Consider the following 22,140-nt stretch of genomic DNA (forward strand, 5'->3'; position numbering starts at 1 on the left):
TCCTGCCTCTATCTTTGCACATGGCAACAAATTCCACCTTTAACAACAATATAGATTCCTCAAGATTTTTCGGCGAAGGTTTAACCTTCGATGATGTGTTATTACTACCTGGATATAGCCAGGTATTACCACGTGATGTAGATATTAGCAGCCAGCTTACAAAAAGTTTATCTTTAAAGATCCCTATGCTTTCTGCGGCTATGGACACTGTCACAGAAGCTAAACTGGCTATTGCCCTTGCCCGCGAAGGTGGTATAGGTATTCTTCATAAAAACATGAGTATTGACCAACAGGCCGAACAGGTGCGGAAGGTCAAAAGAAGCGAAAGCGCAATGATTATCGACCCAATCACTTTAACTGTCGACTCCACAATTGGCGATGCAATGCGGCAAATGAGAGAAAACAGAATAGGAGGAATACCCATTGTTGACAATTCAAACAAACTTGTAGGTATTCTTACAAACCGCGACCTGCGCTTTGAAAATAACAGGCAGCGTAAGGTTAGCGAATTAATGACAAAAGAAAATCTCGTGACCGCCCCAGAGGGAACCGACCTTAAACAAGCTGAAGTTATTCTGCGCCAGCATAAAGTGGAAAAATTACCGGTGGTAGATAAAAGTGGAAAATTGGTGGGATTAATAACTTTCAGAGATATTTTGCATTTGCGGAATTTTCCAAATGCTGGTAAAGATGTTTTCGGACGACTTTTGGTAGGTGCGGCCCTAGGTATTACAAGAGATATGCTTGATCGTGCAGCGGCATTGCAGCATCTTGCCGTAGATGTAGTAACACTTGACAGTGCCCACGGACATAGTAAAGGGGTAATTGATGCCTTAAAATCTTTAAAGAGCAATTTTAAAGATTTGCAGGTAATTGCAGGTAACGTGGGAACGGCCGAAGGAGCAAAAGCGCTGGCAGAAGCCGGGGCCGATGCAGTGAAAGTGGGCATAGGACCAGGCTCGATTTGCACCACGCGTATTGTAGCAGGCATCGGAGTTCCGCAATTAACTGCAATTATGGAAACCGCAAACGCACTAAAAGGTACAGGTGTTTCATTGATAGCTGATGGAGGTATCCGTTATACAGGAGATATGGTAAAAGCCCTTGCCGCCGGAGCAAATTCAGTAATGATGGGAAGCATTTTTGCCGGAACAGAAGAAAGCCCCGGGGAAACCATCTTTTATGAAGGACGACAATTTAAAGAATATCGGGGAATGGGATCTTTAGGCGCCATGGTAGATGGCAGTGGAGACCGTTACTTCCAGGATGTGGAAGAAGACATAAAAAAATATGTTCCCGAAGGTATTGAAGGTCGTATCTCATATAAAGGACGTGTAAATGAAGTTGTATACCAGTTCACAGGAGGGCTTCGTGCGGGTATGGGGTATTGTGGAGCAACAACGATACAAGATTTGCAAAAGGCACGCTTTGTAAAAATTTCTAATGCAGCAATGCGTGAAAGCCATGTACACGATGTAGTTATTACAAAGGAAGCACCCAATTACAGCCGCGGCTGAGTTATTATCGGTAGTAACAAGTGATAATAAAAGCTTCGCACCATTTATTTTAATAGTTGAAAAGATTGAGAAAATTGTTTAAAGCAGAATTCAAATCAAAGTATATCTTAGTAAATCGACTTCTGCTTTAAACTTCTCAATCTGTTCTTATTCTTCCCCGTATTTTTTTCTTAAAAACGACAGCCACCGTTTTACCTGGTACCTGTTGTAAATAAAACTTTTCTGAGACCTCTCGGTTAGCAAGAGAAGTAAAAGATATATTTACTACCTCATCAATTGCTATTCTCACCATTTCCGGAATGATGCAGCATTTACTTTTTTGAATAGTAATTCAAAAATAAAAGTACAACCAGCAGCGTGGTCTTTTGTTATAGAAACATGACGAAAATCACTTTTGCAAGTTGAAACTTTGAAAATAATTATTGTTATTTTTACAATTCATAATAAATTAATTTCGTTTTAAAAGCAATTCTCATAAAAAGACTATTATGTTCTTAAGTATTCTAAACGGTTTTTTCTGCATTGCATTTGTTTTGTTTGCCTATGTAAATCTCAATGATAAGGACTCATGGCTTTGGGTACCCATTTATATGGTCGCCGCTATTTGCTGCGGTCTTGCAGCATTCGGTAAATTTTACCCGGTCATATACCTTATTGCGATTGCCTTTTATCTTATTTACGCTATACAAATATTTTTTTCCAAAGACGGTGTGCGTGACTGGGTATTAAAATATAATAGACCGAGCATTGTAGAAAGCATGCAGGCCACCAAGCCCTACATAGAAAAAACAAGAGAGTTTTTTGGATTGCTCATTATAAGTGCCGCTTTAGCAATAAACTATTTTATAGCAAAATAAATTTATACCATTTACGATGGATCTTGCAGAAAGGGAAGAATTTGATTCTGTGATTATTACTATCATTCAGCAAAATGTAGCGCCAGAAGTGTTTAAGTGGCTCAGCGAAAAAGCCATTGTTATAAAGGAAGAAAAAGGAAGCACTCAATTAAATCTTGCTTTTGCTGCGGTTCCGAGAAAAACGGGGAGGCAATTAATTAAGCTTTCTGCGGAACAAAGAAAAATTATCGAAAAAGTTCATAAGGGATTTTCAATTGATGATTGGACCATTGACAAGCTATGCAGAGTATGGCTTTTAATGCAAGTAGTCTCAGACGATAAGGAAGCCTATTGCGCTAAAATAGATAATCTTTTTACAGCAGCAGAAATGAATGAACTGGCTGCTTTATATTCTGCTTTATATTTTTTCAATCATCCTCAAGAGTGGCAAGGAAGATGTGCAGAAGGTATCCGAAGCAATATTGGCTTTGTGCTGGAAGCAATCATGTACAATAACCCCTACCCCTTTAAGTATCTGAAAGACCTTGCATGGAACCAGCTGGTGATGAAGGCTTTTTTTACAGAAAAAAATGTAAATCGTATTATAGGATTAGACGAAAGAGCGAATAAAGAATTAGCATGGATATTGATCGATTATGCTAACGAACGCAGGGCAGCACATCGGCAGATCAACCCGCAGTTGTGGCGTTTGGTTGCAAAATTTATTGATGAAGGCAATTTTAAAAATATAGAAGGAGCATTTAATGGGCCCGATGAGAGAGAAAAAGAAGGAGCTGCTTTAGCTTGTTTTCAAAGCAATTATACACCGGCAAAAGCATTGCTAAACGGGGAGCCTGATTTGAAATTGAAAATCGTTGAAAATAAATTGAACTGGAATATGTTTTAAAAATTCCAGCAATCGTTAACTTATTTATCTATCGTTAATTTATGTGTTGCAATAATCTGGATGAAGAAAAGGTAAAGGAAAAAGCAAGCTCTGCTCCTTTAGATTTAGAAAGTATTAAAGGAATGAAATTCTTTGATCCGCATGTGCATATGACGTCACGGACCACCGATGACTACCAGGCCATGTACGATGCAGGTATTGTTGCACTCATAGAGCCTGCCTTCTGGCTTGGGCAGCCGAGAACCGGTATCGATAGTTTCCGTGATTATTACAGCAGTCTTATAGGGTGGGAAAGATTTCGCTCATCTCAATTTGGCATTAAGCATTATTGCACTATCGGACTCAATTCCCGTGAAGCAAATAATGAAAAGCTTGCCGAACAGGTTATGGAGATTCTGCCTTTATTTATTATGAAAGAAGGTGTTGTAGGAATTGGTGAAATTGGTTTTGATGACCAAACTCCTGCAGAAGAAAAATATTATCGACTGCAACTTGAATTAGCGAAAGAGACTGCGTTACCCGTACAAATTCATACTCCACACCGAGATAAGAAAAGGGGCACACGAAGAAGTATGGACATTGCAATAGAGCATGGTCTTAGCCCTGATACTGTCATTGTAGATCACAATAATGAGGAAACCGTAAAAGAAGTGCTGGATAGAGGTTTTTGGGCTGCATTTACCATATATCCGTTTACAAAAATGGGAAATGAGCGCATGGTGGAAATTGTAAAAGAATATGGAACGGAACGTATTATGGTAAATTCTGCAGCCGATTGGGGAATAAGCGATCCTTTGGCTGTACCTAAAACTGCAGTTTTAATGAAGGCCCGTGGCATTAGTGTAAAAGATATCGAAATGGTAACTTACAGAAATGCCATTACTGCATTTGGCAAGAGTGGCCAGATAAATGAAACAGATTTTGTTGCAGCGAAAAATATAGACCAATCTGAGAAATTTGAAGGTAACACAGTATTGCGCGGAGGACAGCAACCAAGAATCGATAAATCATCCATCATCATCAGTTAGTTAAGCAAATCTTGAAAAAAACAACAGGTTACCTACGTTTAATGAGGCCTGCAAATATTGTCACCTCAGTGGCTGATGTTTTAGCTGGTATTGCAATTTCCGGTTATTTAGGCAATCAATCTTTTCAAATACAAAATCTGCTGCCAATATTGCTACTGTGTTTTTCAACCATAGGTCTCTACGGTGGGGGCGTTGTTTTTAATGATGTTTTTGATGCCGCTCTTGATAGAATAGAACGACCAGAGCGTCCAATTCCCGTAGGGTTAATTACAATCAGGGAAGCAGCTACCCTGGGGGTGCTCATGTTAGTGGCAGGAATAATAGCAGCGGGCTTTACTTCTATTACTTCAGCAATACTTGCTTTTTTAGTTGCTGTATCAGCTATTGTGTATGACAAGTGGGGCAAACATTATTCTTTCGCAGGTCCTGTAAACATGGGTTTGTGTCGTGGTTTCAATCTTTTACTAGGCATTAGCATTATCCCATCAGCAGTTATTGATTGGTGGTATCTTGCTTTAGTCCCTGTAATTTATATTGCATCAATAACAATGATTAGCAGAGGCGAGGTACATGGCGGCAGTCGCACTACTTTATATACAGCATCTTTTTTATATGCAATTGTTATAAGCCTTATTCTCTATTTTGCATTTGCAAAAGGAGGAATATGGCTTGCTCTTATTTTTCTGCTGCCTTTTACGTGGATGATTTTTAGACCCTTACTTAAAGCGATTAAGGAACCGGTTGGAAAAAACATTGGCAAAGCTGTAAAAGCGGGTGTTTTGGCGCTTATACTTATGAATGCAGCGTGGGCGGCAGCTTTCGGCGCGTTATACCTGGCCCTGGTAATTATACTTTTATTACCCTTATCGTTAAAACTGGCTAAACTTTTCGCAGTTACCTAATGTTTTCAACTGATTTTAAAAATCGAATAATATAACCGGCTCCATGTAACTTTGTGAAGCCATCTAAAATTTAAAGACAAACAGTCAAGCTTGCTATCGTTCAATTATGGGTTATTTACAACAATCTTTTGATATAAAATTTGAATACAAAGTTCACTTCACCAGCGGGCTTTTTGATACTTCAAATACACTTTTAAAGAATTTCTTTATTGATCACAAAATAAAGGGTATCGAACAAAAAATTCTTTTTGTAGTCGATGAAGGCGTCCTTCATGCTCATCCTGATCTTTTAAACCAGATAAAAGATTATTTCGGCGCCTTCAAAGCTATTCATCCTGCAAGCGAAGTGATCGTAATCCCCGGAGGGGAAGCTGCTAAAAACGATGTAAATTTTCTCTTACGCATTGTCGATGCTGTGAACCAGTATGGAATAGATCGTCATTCTTATCTTGCTGCCATCGGTGGCGGTTCTTTGCTTGACCTTGCCGGATTTGCTGCATCCATTTCTCACAGAGGCATAAAACATATTCGAATTCCCACTACGGTTTTATCACAAAACGACTCTGGCGTAGGCGTAAAGAATGGAATAAATTATAAGGGGAAAAAGAATTTCCTTGGCTCATTTTCACCTCCTGTTGCTGTTTTCAATGACGACCGGTTTTTAACTACCCTTACTGATCGTGACTGGCGGTCAGGCATATCTGAAGCTATTAAGGTAGCTTTAATTAAGGATGCTGATTTTTTTGTGTGGCTAGAAGAGCATGCACTCCAGCTAAGCAACCGTGATTTAGATACAATGAAATATCTTATTCACCGCTGCGCAGATCTTCATCTTGAACATATTCGAAGTGGCGATCCTTTCGAAACAGGCTCTTCGCGTCCGCTCGATTTTGGACATTGGAGTGCGCACAAACTCGAACAGCTTACCAACTTTAAAGTTTTGCATGGAGAAGCAGTAGCTATGGGTATAGCGTTAGATAGTGTGTATTCCGGGTTAAAAGGAAATCTGACTGATAATGAAGTAAATCGAATAATTTCTTTACTGCAAAATATTGGTTTTGAGATTACGCATCCGTTGATGGAAGTGAATGAAGAACACAGCCCTATCTTACTTGGATTGCAGGAATTCCGTGAGCACCTCGGCGGCCGTTTAACCATTACCCTGCTTACTTCTATCGGTAAAGGCAAGGAGGTACACGAGATAGACTGGAAACTTGTGAAAGTAGCGGCAGATAGATTAAAACATTTTCAGCCTGTTCTATAGATAAATAAAATAATACTGCCTACATTTATTTCTTAGCTTCAGGGCATTCGCTCTATGAGTACCATTGAACTGATAATGAAGTTATTGGTGTTGCATTATTTTCATCATGATAGCAAAACCAATTTCATCTTTCAGTAAGATTCCCCTAAAATTTAAACAACTTATTTCATAAGCAGAAAAATATGGAAACCTCTAAAAGTCATTTGACCTATTGCACCAACATTCATGCAGGTGAAAACTGGCCGCAACATTTTGCAGCCATACAACAAAATTTTCCTGCCATTAAACAAGAGGTGTTACCAAATGCACCTATGGGCATTGGACTGCGATTGTCAAATATTGCTTCACTTGAATTAGTGAAAAAAGAAGAATTGAAAGTTTTTAAGCAATGGCTGAAAGTAAATAATGCTTATGTTTTTACCATAAATGGATTTCCTTACGGCGGATTTCATCATACACGTGTTAAAGACCAGGTACACGTGCCCGATTGGACAACACGCGAGCGGGTAGACTACACCCTCCGCTTATTTAATATTCTTGCAGAATTACTTCCCGACAATATGGATGGTGGTGTTTCCACATCACCTCTTAGTTATAGGTATTGGTTTGATAACGCTGCAGAACTTGCTGCGGCAAGGCATACCGCAACACAAAATATTCTTGAAATAACCGAGCACTTAATTAACATCTATAAAGCAACGGGTAAAATACTCCATCTTGATATTGAACCAGAACCAGATGGAATAATGGAAACAGGTGTTGAATTTATTGATTGGTTTCAAAAAGATTTACTGGTTGCAGGAACTAAGCGGATTGCCACAACATTTTCTGTGTCAGAGGATGAAGCAGAAAAGATGATAAAAACGCATGTTTGTTTATGTTATGATATCTGCCATTTTGCAATAGGCTACGAACCACATGCGGAAATAATAAAACAATTGGATCAACTCGGAATCAAAGTAGGTAAAATTCAAATAAGCGCTGCGTTAAAAGCGGTTTTAACAGATGACACCTCTTATCGCCTGAAAGTTAAATCTGCTTTTATAAAATTTAATGAACCGACCTACCTTCACCAGGTGGTGGCATGTAAAAAAGACTCATCATATTTGCGATACCGCGATCTTCCTGAAGCTTTGGAGGACGTGGAGAACCCCTCTGTAAAAGAATGGAGAGCGCATTTTCATGTACCGGTTTTTGAAAAAGATTTTGGATTATTACAATCAACACAAGGCGACATTTGTGAAGTGCTTAAAATTCAGAAAAAGCAAATGATAACGAGCCATCTGGAAGTGGAAACTTACACCTGGGAAGTGCTTCCCGAAGCACTAAAATTGCCAATGCAAAAATCTATCAGTCGCGAATTGCAATGGGTAGCGAACCAGTTATCTTAATAATAATTTTTGTAAAAAAATGAATAAAACAGTTGTTATTGATATTGTTGGTCTTTCTACTTCTCTTATAGGAGAACATACTCCATTTCTTAAACAATACATTTCGCGTCGCAACCTTGCTACTATTCAACCGGTTTTGCCTGCAGTCACTACTGCAGTTCAATCAACATACGTAACGGGAAAATGGCCTTCTGATCATGGCATTGTGGGCAACGGATGGTACGACAGGGAAGATTGTGAAATTAAGTTCTGGAAACAGTCTAACAAATTGGTGAAGGCAGAAAAAATATGGGACAAAGCTAAAAAAGAAGACCCGAATTTTACCTGCTCTACCATGTTTTGGTGGTACAACATGTATTCGACTGCGGATTATTCCGTTACTCCACGTCCGAATTACCTGGCTGATGGACGTAAAATGCCTGACTGCTATTCTGAACCTGCGGAATTGAGAGATGAACTACAAAATAAGTTGGGACAGTTTCCTTTGTTCCAGTTCTGGGGACCGGGTGCCAACATTAAGTCGACTGATTGGATTGCTGAAGCATCTATGTTTACAGATGACAAATACAATCCCACGCTTACGCTTATTTATCTTCCACATCTTGATTATTGTCTGCAAAAATTTGGTCCTGATTTTTCAAAAATATCTAAAGAATTACTCGAGATCGATAAGGAGGTAGAAAAGCTTGTTCGATTTTACGAAAAAAAACAGGCAAAAATCATTTTACTTTCAGAATATGGAATAGCTCCCGTAAACAATCCGATTCATCTAAACAGGGTATTGCGCGAAAATGGATTACTACAAATACGCATCGAAAGAGGATTAGAGCTGTTGGATGCCGGAGCATCAAAAGCTTTTGCAGTTGTAGATCACCAGGTTGCGCACATTTATATAAATGATCCTTCTGTAACTGAGAAAGTCAGAACACTGCTTGAAAAAGTCCCGGGAATCGAATTAATTCTTGACAAAGAGGCTCAAGCGGCTTATCATATAAATAATGAGAGATCAGGTGAATTTGTAGTAATGGCTGATCAAAAAAGCTGGTTCACTTATTATTTCTGGTTAGATGATTCCAAAGCTCCGGACTATGCGAGAGTTGTTGACATTCATAAAAAACCAGGGTATGATCCTGTCGAAATGTTTATGACATCAAAAGCACGTGCTGGATATAAGTTATTGCGAAAAAAAGCAGGCTTTCGTTATGTTATGGATGTGATCCCTTTAGATGCAACTCTTATAAAAGGTTCTCACGGCAGCATACATGTGCCTTCCCAGTTTCATCCTATACTGGTAACAGACGAGAGGGCAAATGATAACAATACTATTGAGCCTACTGATGTTTACAATGTTATATGGAAACATTTGAAGAAATAGAGTGCAATAAAAAACTCAACCTTTATAAAATTAAAAGGTTGAGTTTTAATGAATAAAAGCCAGGTATTAAAATTTAAAAGCTGCTCCTACATTTATTGAATAATCAGCAAACGCTGCATCACCTCTAACAAATTTACCGCTCTTAGCACTATTCTCTTTATCAGTTACACTTTGCAAACGATTACGAACTATTGCCACAGGTACTGACGCAAAGAAATTGACATTTTTAAATCCATAGTTAACAGATGGCTCAATTGACCAAATATAACCGGGACGGCGAAAATCTCCACTTCCGCCAATAAGATCATGAACAGGAATACCCTCAATACGGGCACCTGCTGCTACTGATAAACCTTTTATGTGGTTGAACATGTAATTAAATCCGCCGCGTGCCATGTATTGGTCGGGCACACTCATAATAGCTTCATTTGCAAGAGCCGGACTTAATGTTTCCCTGTAAGTTCTTACCCCATTTTGCTCTCTTGGATTCGCGAGGTAGTAAAAGTTACCATAAACACTAAAATTGTGAGTGAAATTGTAGAAAGTGTTTGCTTCTACGGTAAGCCCTGTACCACCATCACCTAATTGTATGGACTGATCTACCGTACGCAATTCTTTTGTTCCGTTCGGGCCTACATTGTACCAGTAATCCTGATAATTATAATCACCTGTTGGCAATTTAATGCCCAGCCCTAATTGAATGTTTCCTTTCACGTATTTGGCCGGGTCAAGCAACCAACGGTAAACTGCTACCCTCACGTCTCCCAAACCAAAAGAATGGGTAGAGTGTCTTTCCTTTTTTATGTACGCGCCATTTACCAGGCCATGCTCATATAAAGAGGAACGCGCATTTGATATTACAGGAGCATCTACTGTCATAGACCACCGATCATTAAAAATACGTGTGAGGGCAAGGTCAGTAATAAATGTATGATTTATAACCTCTGTACCTTGTATTAGCCTGTCCTTATTTTCTTCAGTTCCTGAAAAATGCCTGAAGGACTTGTAATACCTTTCGCTTGTACTAAATTGCCATCCCGCTTTATTTGTACTTTGGGGGTGGGCTAACATGCAGGTTGCACCGCTTCCTTTTATTGCGACACAGCCCTGCGCATTAATGGTATTATTTGTAGCAATAATTATAATTAGTGTAGCAATAACAATTGATAAAATATTCTTCATAATAAGTTGTTTTTTTATTTTTTACCGATGGTTTTGGGGAAAGGATGAACTTAATAGGTTGCAATAACCCTATGAGCTCGGTTTGGTTTTAGTTTATTTTTTAGTTCTTCATATGTAAACGTTGTAAAACAAAAGTGCCTACTTTAATACCTTCATCGCGGCCTACATCGCAGGAATGTTTGAAATGAATACCGCCATATACCCTGGAAATAGCCGCCTCTTTAGCAGCTTCCCTGACAGATGTAAAGGAACGGTTAGGAACGCCAAATTCCAGTTCTGAAGAATCTGTATAGTGCACATTATCACCAAAGTAATGGGTCATTACTTCTGCTGCCGCTGCTGATATAACGGCATGACCGCTCGAATACTCTGGAAACGGTGGTGTTTGAATGTAAGGTTGCCATTCTGGATTTACATATTTGTTTATTACTGTTTCGGGTCTTATATAATTGCTCCTGAATTTTTCATCCCAACAACTGATAAACGCTTCAAAGAGTGCGATAGATGTTTGAGTATAGGCAGAAACGGTAGTATTGAAATCAGCTTTCTTATTAGCCGCAATAATGCCTACAATATTCATCCAGTGGCCTGCGGGTGAAAACTTTTTAGTAGCGTACATTACGTGTCCGTTCACATTCAGCTTAAATGAATTGTCATCCCAGAAATCAGCGATATGTTTTTGCTCTGGAGTTAAACTGTCCACGCAATTTTTGACCAGCATCATTGCACTATAAAATGCACTTGACTTATTTGTAGGTTCATACTTTGGTGGACGAACTGGCTTGAACTGCGAACAGGAATCCATCACCAGCGTTCTTATTTCCATCCAGTGCGGCTCTACTGCCTGGGCATACATAGGCGGGGTGGGAACCCATCTGCCTTCCTCATTGGTTACAGAAAACTTGCTGGCGCTTCGTATTTTTGCATAATTATCATTTTTGCTCCAGCTCATTATACTGTCAGCTACCAGGTTTGCATATTTCACACTGCCATCAAATACGTCAGTAGGCATACCTGCATCTTTTACCTGGTCTTTTAATGCATCAACATAAGTATCCATACTGCCCTCAGGAAAGGTAACTGCATTGCCAACCTTACAAAAGGCAATTAATGCAGCAAAAGGAAAGTCTATTTTATCTTTCTTATCAGGCTTTGGTATCGGATTCAACTCATGAATTTGCCCTGCGAGCGATGTATAATTCTTATCTCCCGCAGCAATCACTTCGTAAGCGGCAATGTTTGCATAAGCATAGTTACGGGCAGCAATCATAGGTGGAAAATTATTTTCCAACACTATGTCATTCAGCTTCTTTACCGTTTTACTATACAACAACGGGTCATGTGTTACTTTTACATAATCACCTTTTTTACACCCATACAACAGCACTGTTATTACAAAAGCAACAATCAATTTATTCATAGTACATTAATGAAAAAAGTTCTCATTTTAATGAAATCATTTTTTGTAATCATGTGGAAATTTTCACAGCAACAGCGATGGCTCCAACTATAATTTTTGTCAAGCTTTTTAATTCAAATCTCTTGATAAGCGCTAATAATGCATTGAAGCAGTTGTTGAAAAAGTTGTTTAAACCAACATTTACTTTGTTGTTGCAGAAATGGATTCTACAGTACAAGAGTGCGACGCAAGACAAGATTAATAGCGGCACTAAAGCCCGGTACAAAAGATTACTTTAAAGCGCAATTGCCATAAAAAATCCCCCAATGAGAGATTAAATTATCTCAGGTGGTTGTTCTGGTAACCGGGAATGAGAAGAAGGTAGAAAGTTAGATTGTGAAGGAACCGTGTAAGTATGTTGAATACGCCGGGTGGCATATACATATTCATAAGTATTTATGTTATACTCTGTTTGAAGATTTTTAAATACACCGGCCTTTGTGTTGCCTGATTTCTTTGATTGGTTGTTTTGAACCAAATCATTCGCATATTTAAAAAATTCGTCTTTTGCAGACTCAATTCTCATTTTATCATGGTCTGGCAAACACAACAAAATTAGATTACCATTAGAGATTTTACGTTTAACGTATTTTAATATTTTTCCGTTAACGGTTATTTCACCGTCTACACGTTCAAAACTTTGTTGATTATTAACATACGGCAGAGAGAGCGGAACTTTGATTGTAACCAAATCGGCATCATTATAATCCTGTTTGTCAAGCGAGGCTTCAAGTCTTATATCTGATTGCTGCTGCTCATAATTAAACAGTATTCTGTATCCAAAAAGGTTAAACAGGAATAATACAGTTAGTAATATGGCAGATAGCTTTTTCACAAATCGAGGTGGAAAATAGTACTAAATTTATTTACAGCAAAAATTAAAATATGAAAAAATGCATTTAATTGTTCTTACAGACAATTTTCTTGTTTAAATCGCTGCTTATCGGTTTTTTGAAACTTTTGATAATTTGTAAAAAGCTTTGCCTATTATTTCAAATCATTCATCTTTTGCTTCAAATAATTCACAAACACGGTACTATCCAATTTTTTACCAGTTACCTTACTGCACAATTCGTCACTAGTGTAGTATCTGCCGTGCGCATGCACATTCTTTCTAAGCCAATTAAGTAACAAAGCTGTATTGCCTTCATTAACAATATGACTCTCCAAACCTGGAATATCAGCTTTTGCCTGCTCCCAGAATTGCGCCGCATAAAAACTTCCGAGGCTGTAGGTGGCAAAGTATCCAAAACTTCCATGGCTCCAGTGTACATCCTGCAGGCAACCTTGTTTGTCATCGGTAACCTCTACTCCTAATAAAGATTTATACTGGTCATTCCAGTATAAGGGAATTTCTTTCACCTGCAAAGAACCTTCTATCAAATGCTTTTCAAGCTCGTAACGTACCATAACATGAAAATGATAGGTAAGTTCATCTGCTTCAGTTCTTATCAACGAGGGTTGCACCTTATTAACTGCCCTTAGAAATTGCTCTTTTGAAATATTATTAAACTGATCAGGAAAATATTGCTGCAGCTTGGGATAATAATATTGCCAAAAAGCCCCTCCCCTTCCTACACAGTTTTCCCACAATCGAGACTGAGATTCATGTATGCCTAAAGAAGCATATTCACCTAATGGCAAGCCGTATTCCTCTGCGGGTAACCCTTGCTCATACAACGCATGACCTACTTCGTGTATGGTGCTCCAGGTCATGTTAGCGAAATCATTTTCATCTATTCGTGTAGTAATTCTTACATCGTGGCTACTAAAGTTGGTGGTAAAAGGATGTTCCGATATATCTTGCCGGCCTGCGGCAAAGTCAAAACCAAGTTGCTTCGCGAGGTATGTACCCCACTCCCATTGTTGCTGCGTGGGAAAATGCTGGCGAAGAAAGTAATCTTCTGCGACCAATTTTTCGGTTACCTCATATAAAAGGTCAAGTAACGGATTTTTTATATCTGAGAAAACCTTGTCTAACATTTGCACCGTAGCTCCTTTTTCATACTCGTTCATTAGCGCATTGTACGGATGACCTTCATACCCCAGCAATTCGGCTTCCTGTCTTTTTAAATCGACTAATATAGTAAGCGAAGGCTCAAATATTGAAAAATTGTTTTGTTTTCGTGCCTCTATCCATGCGTGAAACGCTGCGGATACTGCCTCACTCATTTTTCTTACAAATGCAGGTGATAGCTTTTTCAGTCGGTTATAATCTTCTAGTGTAAGCTCTGCATTTCGTCTTTGTCTTTCCGTCAATTCCCGGGAGAGCAACTCCTTTAAAAGATTGCCAATATTTTCACCAGTAAACATTTGGTGTGCCATTTCACTTAAAGTAGCTATTTGCCTTCCCCGAAAACCTGCTCCTTTTGGGGGCAAATACGTTTCCTGGTCCCACTGCAATACTGCTGCCGAATATTTTACATCTGCAATTTTCTGCAACTCATCCCTGTATTGACTGTACAACGCATCAGAAGAATATGTCCTCATATATTTATTTTACCGCTTCGTAAAGAAGTAAAGATACTTACAAGTTTGGCGGAGAAAGGTTTGTAACCTCCAAAAGCTATCTGTAAAGCATTATAAATAGCAATACTGCAAAAAACACTTTTTTTAAAGAAAAAGAGACCTATATTTGCACCCCGAAATGGCGAGGTAGCTCAGCTGGTTAGAGCATCGGATTCATAACCCGAAGGTCGGCAGTTCAAGTCTGCTCCTCGCTACTTGTTGAGGCCCTGGTTTTTATACCGGGGTTTTTTTATTGAAGTGCAATATGGATAAGGGTTTTAACAAAGTATGTGTAATGAAAAATACCACTGAAATTATCGTCCGTTAAAAATTATTTTCTCCTAATATACATAAAAAGTCTCGTTAAGTGACGCATATAGTGGCGCACTTTTTTGTAAAGCCTACGCTAGTAAGTGTAAAACTTAAATCTTTTTTCTTATTTACTATTTAACATCACAAATGATGAGGCAAGTGAAATGCTTTAAAACAGGAGGGTGTAAGTCTAGATTTTATTCAGGAAGCTTTAGGTCATGGTAGTCCTGCTGTGACAGAGCACTATTTAAATGCATTCGAAGATCCGGTTTCATACAAGCATATCGATAAACTAAACCAATATTTTAAGGGGTCAAATTAACTCCTAGTGTTTCCCTCACCACAATTCTTTTTTTTACTTTTTGAGATATTAATATTTGTAGTGTTTGAATTTTTTTTTGTCCTTTTTTTTAATTTTTGCAAAGTTTCTTTTACTTTTGTGTTGTATTAATAAGAGCAAATTCTTGTTATTTATTCATATCAGAGAGCTTTCTAAAGCACTCTTAGGACCCCAAATATATTTCGTTTTAGAACTGTTGATAGCGTTCATTACTTAGCTATTACATGCATCACGTAGTGCAAGTAGGAATTCAACTTTCTGAAGCAACTAGATTACCTCTATTGTATAAATTTAATTGTAAGATTAGCAGAAGTAATCTATAGTAATCTTTTGCTTTTTTTAATGATCATGCGTTAACGTATCGACATTACAGTATTATGGCTGTTTACAATCAATGGATTTGTGTGTAGATAGTAATTTAATTGCAAATAGTACACTGATTATTTAACTAAAAAGTTATAAAATGTTATACAGCGAACAAATATTTTCAACTATTACTTCAGATAACACCTTCTACAGTTATAGGAAAATTGAGCAGTTTCTGAACAAGGCGTCGAACAGTCAAAGAGCATGGTTCTTTGCAGGGCAGGAAGCCGGCCTTTTTGAAAAGGACGACTATTCGAAAAAGCACGAATATTTAATTTGTGAAGATGCCAAGCATATGTTTCATTGTATAAGAAACGGCGTTGTTACTCCAGGGGACGATGAGAGCGTAAATGACGCTCCACTTAGTATTGACGAGGTAGTGGTAACGCCTGAAAACTTTTACAAAATCTGCTGCATAATTCTGAGTGAAGTAGCACGGCAGGATCGTGAAAAGTACATGTTATACTTCGAGGAATAAGTAAAGCGTTTAAGAGAAACAAATAATAAACTAGTCATATTTAAAAACCAAATAAAGTCATGTAAAAAAAACAGTCATATTTATTGTAAGCAAAGTCATAAGGTGAGATTTATGGGCTTAGCAGTGTACATCAACTACTGAAATAGAATTAATTAACGGGCAGCTTGTATGGAATTTACCGCAGGGTGCTTAAAAACAGTTAGTATGGTGGTGATAACAAAACAAACACGCCCGGCCAATGGTTGGCGAATTAAAGAATGCATGCGGATTTTGAGAAATAAATATGAAATTAAGTTCGGCCGTAGACAAATCTTAAGGCTGCTACGCCTAACCGACGTTATTGATGAAGATAATAATGTTTTAGGGGGTTATAGGAGTTTGATGTTATTTCAACATCAAGCTATTTACGTAGCCAAGGAGTCGCTAAGAGTGGTTGCAGGTTATAGAGAGTTATTTTTAACTAAAAGAGGAATTGTGTTCGTTGGCAGATTGTTACAAATGCTTCCAAATGTTCCTTTGACACAAGAATTTTGCGACTTTCTTAAAAAGTATAGGTTATTAGCGGTAAGAAAGGAGGTAAAAGATCAATAAGGAAAGTACAAATAATTTATTGGAGGTTGGAATTGATTGTGAAAAAGATGGATCACAATCAGATGTAGAAAAAAAGAAGTTCTTTGAAATTGACGACGAAGTTGCAACGGATGCAAAAACTGGAAAGGTAGATAGTGAAGCAATTATTAAGGAAAAGCCAAGTTATGTTTTTTGTGCGTCAGAGCTAATAGCAAAACAGGTAAGTGAAATGCCGACATTATTAAAGCCATTTCTGCCTCAGGTAGGAATTGCAGTTATGGCGGGCTCAAGTGATACAGGCAAATCAGCGTGGTTGAGACAACTAGCAACTGCGATAGTTTTAAATCAGGCAGAATTTATAAGTTTTAAACTTACTGCTACACATCATTCAGCAATTTATGTATCCACCGAAGATGATGAAAATTCGATTGCATATTTACTAAAGAAACAAAATGGTGAACAGCTAACACCGGAGAAATTTAAGGGCTTGCGTTTTATATTCGAGACTGATAACCTTTTAAAAAGGTTAAATTTAGAGTTATCGAGAATGCCAGCGGATATTGTAATAGTTGATACCCTCACTGATGTATTTGGTTCGAATGATTTTAATAATGCATTAGTAGTGCGTAGTTTTTTACAACAGTACCAAAAGTTAGCATTAAAACATCAGTGTTTGGTTGTTTTCAACCACCATCTTGCAAAAGCCAAAGAATATTCTGTGCCAAGTAAAAACGCAGTATTGGGTTCGATGGCTATTGAAAGCAAGGCACGAATACTGCTGGAGTTAAGAAAAGACCGGTTTGATAATAACCTAAGGCATCTTATAGCATTAAAAGGTAACTACCTGCCTGCTAAAGACAAGCAAGCTTCGACTGTTTTGCAATTTAACGAACAAATGGTATTTACTAATACAGGTAAAACTGTAGTAATTGAAGAGTTAGCCGGGAGCAGAAATTGTAATGAAACAGGAGAACTTAAAGCAAAAGCGGCTGAACTAAAAAAGAAGGGTGAAAGCGTGAGAGATATAGCAAAAATGCTAGAGAAAGAATTTAATGTTCCGGTAGGTAAAAGTACAGTGGGAGAATGGGTTAAAGGTGTAGCCTCGGAAGAACCTGCTAAACCAGGAGTAGATTAAATTTAGGAGTTATTAAAACTTCCATTGGTTTCTTACCAAGAACATACTGTCCGCGTGCATATACTAAGTGAAATGGACGGACGGACAACAGGAGGGGGAAAGGTTATCATGTTCCCCCTCATTTTTTAAACTTTTATAAAATACTTATTATATGAATTTAAATGAAAATTCAGATGAAATTGACGAAACAAACAAAGATTTTAATCCAACCACAGTCTTAACTTTTTATAATGTAATGGATTTACTAGTAAATGAATATGAGATTGAACCAGTATGCGCTCCCTTTTTCTGGGATTTTTTAGGCATCTTATTTCACATTGACCCCTCGCTAGAACCTATTATTTTTAAAGAGGGTGATATGGCAAGTACATTTGAAACGAAAGAACTTCTGGGTGAAGATAATATTTATTTAACAGGAGAAGTACCGGTTTTTACTGAGAATATGGTGCGAGCACTTGCTATCGAAATTAAAAAACATGATTTGCTGTATAAGGAATTCTGTCGACACGGTTTTATTTCATTCTTGGATGGAAGCTATAGAGTAGGAGGAGCTTTTGGGAAAGATTATAAAGAAAACTAGATTATCATGCAACCAACTGTTAAATATAAATAAAGGCAACAATTGGTTCATTTATTTCTTATTTCCCTTAACGGCCATGACAATAGCGAAGGTGTCCGTCCACAATACTCCTAGGGATAGCTGGACGGACATTTTTAAAACAATTATCTCATACCTCACTGATTATATACTAATAGCTATTTTTTGCAATAGTGTAGGTTATACTAGTTTGTCCTATATACTTAAGTATATCTTCCTCGTTCTTCTTCCTGATAAAATTTCGATGGGTGAAAAATTGAAAGCGTTGTTATAAACCTAGCTTCATGGTTATACCGCATCGATCATAAGATTAAATTTTTATATAATGGCATTATCAAATATAGAGTGGACACAGATGACTTGGAATCCAACAACCGGATGTACCAAAGTTTCTGCAGGTTGTAAATACTGTTATGCAGAAGGACTTTCCTTACGACTGCAAACAGATAAAGTAAATAAATATCGTAATGGTTTTAAGGTTACACTACATGAATATGAATTAGCAACTCCTTATAAGTGGAAAACACCTCAGCTTGTTTTTGTAAATTCTATGAGCGATTTATTTCATCCGGATATTCCTACTGATTTTATCGAACGAGTTTTTAACGTAATGAATGAAACACCACAACACACCTACCAAATACTGACGAAAAGAGATGAAAGACTGCTACAAGTATGTGCAGAATTAAACTGGACTCAGAATATATGGATGGGAGTTTCTGTGGAGGATGAAAGAGTAATTTCCAGAATTGATTCATTAAGAAAAACAAATGCAGCAGTAAAATTCCTATCCTGTGAACCACTAATAGGGCCATTGCCAAATCTAAACTTGGAAAATATTGATTGGGTAATTGTAGGTGGAGAGAGTGGACTTACACCGAGACCTATGCAGAAAGAATGGGTTTTGGATATTTTCCGGAAATGCCGAGCATCAAGCATTCCCTTTTTCTTCAAACAATGGGGTGGCAAAGATAAAAAGGCAGCTGGTAGGTTACTTAATGGTAGGACTTACGACGAGATGCCTGAAATAAGTTGATTAAGTGCTTCTAAAGATCAAACGGGTGGTTGTATTCCTCTATTTTTTGCAAAAGTAAACTCAGTAAACATATTTATAGAGGAGTATAGCCATTTGTTTAATGAGACACGAATTGTAAATTTTAAAACAATATGTTATGACAGATATAAATATACCGCTAACTGATAAAGTATTAGCAAAAGCAAAAGAACTTAAGATTACTCCAAAATTATTATATATAATGATTGGTGGTGCAGCAGAAACATTTTTAAATAAATGGAATTGGGAGGAGCAGGAAGATAAAATTTTAAAATGTTATTTCAAATCTTTAAAGCAAGATTTGTGGAATACAGCACAGGAGCAACTGAAGCACAAAAGGGAATCAATGAGAGAGGCAGGGATTGTGGCACATTCAAAGTTTAATATGGAGGAATTATACATGTATAAAAATGTAACAGAAAAAGACATATCTCGATTTGCGGAAGGAATAGAAGTTACTTATGTGGTTATTGGAGCTATAGAGTACATGAATAAAGAAATAAAAAAAATGAAAGCCAAATACCGAATTAACAATTTAGTTAAGTTAGCTCAATACTTATGTCCAGATGAAGTTAAGCAAATGGAAAAGCTTGCTGTTATCATGCACAATGATTTTAAATATAATTAAGTTATAACGGTTTTAAGATAGACTTCTTCTTGAGCTAACGTCCGTCCAGAATATTCTATAAGGATAAAATGGACGGACGTTTTTATTTTACATACAGTCGTAATCTAATAATCTTAAATTCCCCTACTTATTTTTTATTGCACTCCGTTGCTTTTGTTTACTTTTTCCAATTATTTTTACCCATATTGCCATAAAAAGTGCAGAATTTACTATGTTGGATAAGCTAACCTTACAATCTCCAGACCTTGTTTCTGAGAATATACAAAAGATTGCCACCCTTTTCCCTAACTGTGTTACAGAAACAGCCAATGGAAAAGCAATTGACTTTGACCAACTACGCCAAGAGTTGAATCCAGATATTGTTGAAAGCACTAAAGAACGTTACCGTTTGGAATGGCCGGGCAAGCGGGAAGCTATTGTAACAGCAAACTTACCTACTACTAAAACCTTACGGCCGATTAAAGAAGAAAGTGTTGACTTTGACAACACTCAGAACCTATACATTGAAGGAGACAATTTAGAAGTATTAAAACTGTTGCAGGAGAGCTATTTGGGCAAAATAAAAATGATTTATATAGACCCGCCCTACAACACCGGAAATGACTTTATATACAAGGATAATTTCGTGCAAGACAAAGCACAATTTGAATTTGATAGTGGATTAAAAGACGAATACAACCAGAGGCTTGTTCCTAATTCGGAATCGAATGGCAGATACCATAGCGATTGGCTTACGATGATATATCCTCGGCTCAAGTTAGCAAGGAATTTATTGAAGGATGATGGGGTTCTTTTTATAAGCATTGATGATAATGAAGTTCATAATCTTAAAAAGGTATGTGATGAAATCTATGGGGAAATAAATTTTGTGGCAGATATATGTGTGGTAAATAACTTGAAAGGAAGAAATGATAAGAGATATATTGCAACAGCGAATGAACGTTTGCTAATGTATGTGAAAACGGATTTTTATGAAGAAGTGGGTCTTAGGTTGCCTGATACCAGAATAAATGAATTTAATAACGAAGATAATATTGGTAAATACCGAGAGCTCGGTTTAAGGAAAAGAGGGGGTGCAGATACAAGGCAAGCTCGTCCGAACATGTTTTTTCCACTTTTTGTAAATCCAAAAACTGGCGAGGTTAGTGTTGAAAAATCGGATAGCTTTTCAAAAGAAGTTCTTCCAAGAAAATCTGATAATTCTGATGGGTGTTGGCGATGGGGAAAAGAGACGGCCAGACTAAAAATTAAAACACTAATTGGTAGAGCAGTAAGTGGTGGATCAAAATGGGATGTTTTCGAGAAAGATTATCTCGAAACAGATGGCGAGTTAAGGAAGATAAAACCAAAATCAGTTTTTTCCGGTACAAGCTATTCGACGGATCGAGCAACAAAAGAATATAGGAGTTTATTAAGTGAAGCAGAATTTAGCAGCCCAAAATCAGTTTCAATGCTATCGGATTTAATTGAATACGCTGTACCAAATATAAATAGTGAAATAATTTTGGACTTCTTTTCTGGTTCTGCTACTACTGCACACGCAACTCTTAAGTTAAACGCTGAGGATAATGGTGACAGAAGATTTATTATGGTTCAACTACCAGAAAGTGTTGACATGTCAAGTAACACTTATAAAGCAGGTTTTAAGAACATTTGTGAGATTGGTAAAGAACGTATTCGTCGTGCAGGCATCTCAATTTCGAATGAATTGAAAGAGGAAGTACAACGTTTAGGACAAGAAAAAGAAAAATTAATTGCTGAAATTGATGAGGAACGATCTGAAATTCTGCCAAGCATTGAAAAAATTGATGAATTAAATACAAGGATTGAAATTATTAGTACAAGCATTGATTTCAAAAATAATACTCTTTCTCATTTAGATACTGGTTTCCGGGTATTCCGGGAAGACAGTAGTAATATGCAGGATGTTTATTACAAACCACAGGATTACAACCAACAAAACCTTGACCTTTTTGCTAATAATATAAAACCTGATAGAACACCGCAGGACTTATTAGCTCAAATCATGTTAATTTGGGGTTTGCCTTTACATTACTGTATAGAAACTTTAAGCATCCAGGATAAAAAGGTATTTAAAATAGCAGAAAACAGCCTTTTTGCCTGCTTTAATGATGGCATTGATGAAGCATTCGCCAAAGAAATTGCTACCTACCATCCATTGCGTATTGTGTTTAATGATGCCAGTTTTAAAGACGATACGGCTAAAGAAAATGTAAAACAATTGCTAAAGCAATTGTCACCTTTAACAGAAATGAAAGTAATATAAAGG

20 protein-coding genes and 1 tRNA gene are annotated in these 22,140 nt (G+C 37.4%); 16 read left to right on the top strand and 5 right to left on the bottom strand.

The genetic code is table 11. The features are described 5' to 3' along the window. Nucleotides 1-20 precede the first annotated feature (20 nt). Complete coding sequence (gene guaB, locus B154_RS0103110; RefSeq protein ID WP_033411052.1) at nucleotides 21-1,517, top strand: IMP dehydrogenase; 1,497 nt, start codon at nucleotides 21-23, stop codon at nucleotides 1,515-1,517. Nucleotides 1,518-1,653: 136 nt separating this feature from the next. On the opposite strand, the gene B154_RS32130 is transcribed toward guaB, so the two are convergent. After that, a complete protein-coding gene (locus tag B154_RS32130) occupies nucleotides 1,654-1,809 on the bottom strand; it encodes a hypothetical protein (RefSeq protein WP_018611819.1) in 156 nt (51 codons plus the stop codon). A gap of 196 nt (nucleotides 1,810-2,005) precedes the next feature. Between B154_RS32130 and B154_RS0103120 the strand changes: the two genes are divergently transcribed. The 7 genes from B154_RS0103120 to B154_RS0103150 all read left to right on the top strand — a co-directional run bounded on the left by B154_RS0103120 (nucleotide 2,006) and on the right by B154_RS0103150 (nucleotide 9,220). After that, entirely contained in the window at nucleotides 2,006-2,374 is a 369-nt protein-coding gene (locus B154_RS0103120; RefSeq protein ID WP_018611822.1) for a transmembrane 220 family protein, read from the top strand. Between the two features lie 16 nt (nucleotides 2,375-2,390). Beyond that, complete coding sequence (locus B154_RS0103125) at nucleotides 2,391-3,260, top strand: EboA domain-containing protein (protein ID WP_018611824.1); 870 nt, start codon at nucleotides 2,391-2,393, stop codon at nucleotides 3,258-3,260. Nucleotides 3,261-3,301: 41 nt separating this feature from the next. Further along, nucleotides 3,302-4,288 carry a TatD family hydrolase gene (locus B154_RS0103130; protein ID WP_018611827.1) on the top strand — a complete coding sequence of 329 codons (987 nt, stop codon included), beginning with the start codon at nucleotides 3,302-3,304 and terminating at the stop codon, nucleotides 4,286-4,288. Between the two features lie 41 nt (nucleotides 4,289-4,329). After that, nucleotides 4,330-5,190 (top strand): UbiA-like protein EboC, encoded by an 861-nt coding sequence (eboC, locus tag B154_RS0103135; RefSeq protein ID WP_018611828.1) that lies wholly within the window; start codon nucleotides 4,330-4,332, stop codon nucleotides 5,188-5,190. Nucleotides 5,191-5,296: 106 nt separating this feature from the next. Then, entirely contained in the window at nucleotides 5,297-6,454 is a 1,158-nt protein-coding gene (locus B154_RS0103140) for a 3-dehydroquinate synthase (protein ID WP_018611830.1), read from the top strand. Between the two features lie 182 nt (nucleotides 6,455-6,636). After that, complete coding sequence (eboE, locus tag B154_RS0103145) at nucleotides 6,637-7,845, top strand: metabolite traffic protein EboE (protein ID WP_018611832.1); 1,209 nt, start codon at nucleotides 6,637-6,639, stop codon at nucleotides 7,843-7,845. 19 nt (nucleotides 7,846-7,864) lie between these two features. Then, nucleotides 7,865-9,220: an alkaline phosphatase family protein gene (locus tag B154_RS0103150; protein ID WP_018611834.1), complete on the top strand. Its 1,356-nt coding sequence runs from the start codon at nucleotides 7,865-7,867 to the stop codon at nucleotides 9,218-9,220. Between the two features lie 66 nt (nucleotides 9,221-9,286). Here the strand turns inward: B154_RS0103150 and B154_RS0103155 are convergent, their stop codons facing one another. The 4 genes from B154_RS0103155 to B154_RS0103175 all read right to left on the bottom strand — a co-directional run bounded on the left by B154_RS0103155 (nucleotide 9,287) and on the right by B154_RS0103175 (nucleotide 14,351). Further along, complete coding sequence (locus B154_RS0103155; protein WP_018611836.1) at nucleotides 9,287-10,402, bottom strand: hypothetical protein; 1,116 nt, start codon at nucleotides 10,400-10,402, stop codon at nucleotides 9,287-9,289. Between the two features lie 100 nt (nucleotides 10,403-10,502). Then, nucleotides 10,503-11,822: a vanadium-dependent haloperoxidase gene (locus B154_RS0103160; RefSeq protein WP_018611837.1), complete on the bottom strand. Its 1,320-nt coding sequence runs from the start codon at nucleotides 11,820-11,822 to the stop codon at nucleotides 10,503-10,505. Nucleotides 11,823-12,135: 313 nt separating this feature from the next. Next, on the bottom strand, nucleotides 12,136-12,696 hold the full coding sequence (locus B154_RS0103170; protein WP_018611841.1) for a hypothetical protein: 561 nt from the start codon (nucleotides 12,694-12,696) through the stop codon (nucleotides 12,136-12,138). A 152-nt stretch (nucleotides 12,697-12,848) separates the two neighbouring features. Then, nucleotides 12,849-14,351 carry a carboxypeptidase M32 gene (locus B154_RS0103175; protein WP_018611843.1) on the bottom strand — a complete coding sequence of 501 codons (1,503 nt, stop codon included), beginning with the start codon at nucleotides 14,349-14,351 and terminating at the stop codon, nucleotides 12,849-12,851. Nucleotides 14,352-14,510: 159 nt separating this feature from the next. Here B154_RS0103175 and B154_RS0103180 point away from each other — a divergent pair. The 8 genes from B154_RS0103180 (at nucleotide 14,511) to B154_RS27565 (ending at nucleotide 22,137) form a co-directional block, all read left to right on the top strand. Next, nucleotides 14,511-14,584, top strand: a tRNA-Met gene (locus B154_RS0103180). Nucleotides 14,585-15,484: 900 nt separating this feature from the next. Next, nucleotides 15,485-15,865: a hypothetical protein gene (locus B154_RS0103185; RefSeq protein ID WP_018611844.1), complete on the top strand. Its 381-nt coding sequence runs from the start codon at nucleotides 15,485-15,487 to the stop codon at nucleotides 15,863-15,865. A gap of 168 nt (nucleotides 15,866-16,033) precedes the next feature. Further along, the gene (locus B154_RS0103190; protein WP_157580425.1) at nucleotides 16,034-16,456 is read left to right on the top strand and encodes a hypothetical protein; all 423 of its coding nucleotides are present in this window, start codon (nucleotides 16,034-16,036) and stop codon (nucleotides 16,454-16,456) included. A 19-nt stretch (nucleotides 16,457-16,475) separates the two neighbouring features. Further along, nucleotides 16,476-17,570, top strand: coding sequence for an AAA family ATPase (locus B154_RS0103195; RefSeq protein ID WP_018611846.1), 1,095 nt, complete (start codon nucleotides 16,476-16,478; stop codon nucleotides 17,568-17,570). A gap of 151 nt (nucleotides 17,571-17,721) precedes the next feature. After that, nucleotides 17,722-18,150, top strand: coding sequence for a hypothetical protein (locus B154_RS0103200; RefSeq protein ID WP_018611847.1), 429 nt, complete (start codon nucleotides 17,722-17,724; stop codon nucleotides 18,148-18,150). 343 nt (nucleotides 18,151-18,493) lie between these two features. After that, nucleotides 18,494-19,204 carry a DUF5131 family protein gene (locus tag B154_RS0103205; protein WP_018611848.1) on the top strand — a complete coding sequence of 237 codons (711 nt, stop codon included), beginning with the start codon at nucleotides 18,494-18,496 and terminating at the stop codon, nucleotides 19,202-19,204. A 136-nt stretch (nucleotides 19,205-19,340) separates the two neighbouring features. After that, a complete protein-coding gene (locus B154_RS0103210; protein WP_018611849.1) occupies nucleotides 19,341-19,850 on the top strand; it encodes a hypothetical protein in 510 nt (169 codons plus the stop codon). Nucleotides 19,851-20,061: 211 nt separating this feature from the next. After that, nucleotides 20,062-22,137: a DNA methyltransferase gene (locus B154_RS27565; protein ID WP_018611850.1), complete on the top strand. Its 2,076-nt coding sequence runs from the start codon at nucleotides 20,062-20,064 to the stop codon at nucleotides 22,135-22,137. Nucleotides 22,138-22,140 lie beyond the last annotated feature (3 nt).

It is taken from the genome of Segetibacter koreensis DSM 18137 (genome assembly GCF_000374045.1).
In the GTDB taxonomy this organism is placed as follows: Bacteria; Bacteroidota; Bacteroidia; order Chitinophagales; family Chitinophagaceae; genus Segetibacter; species Segetibacter koreensis.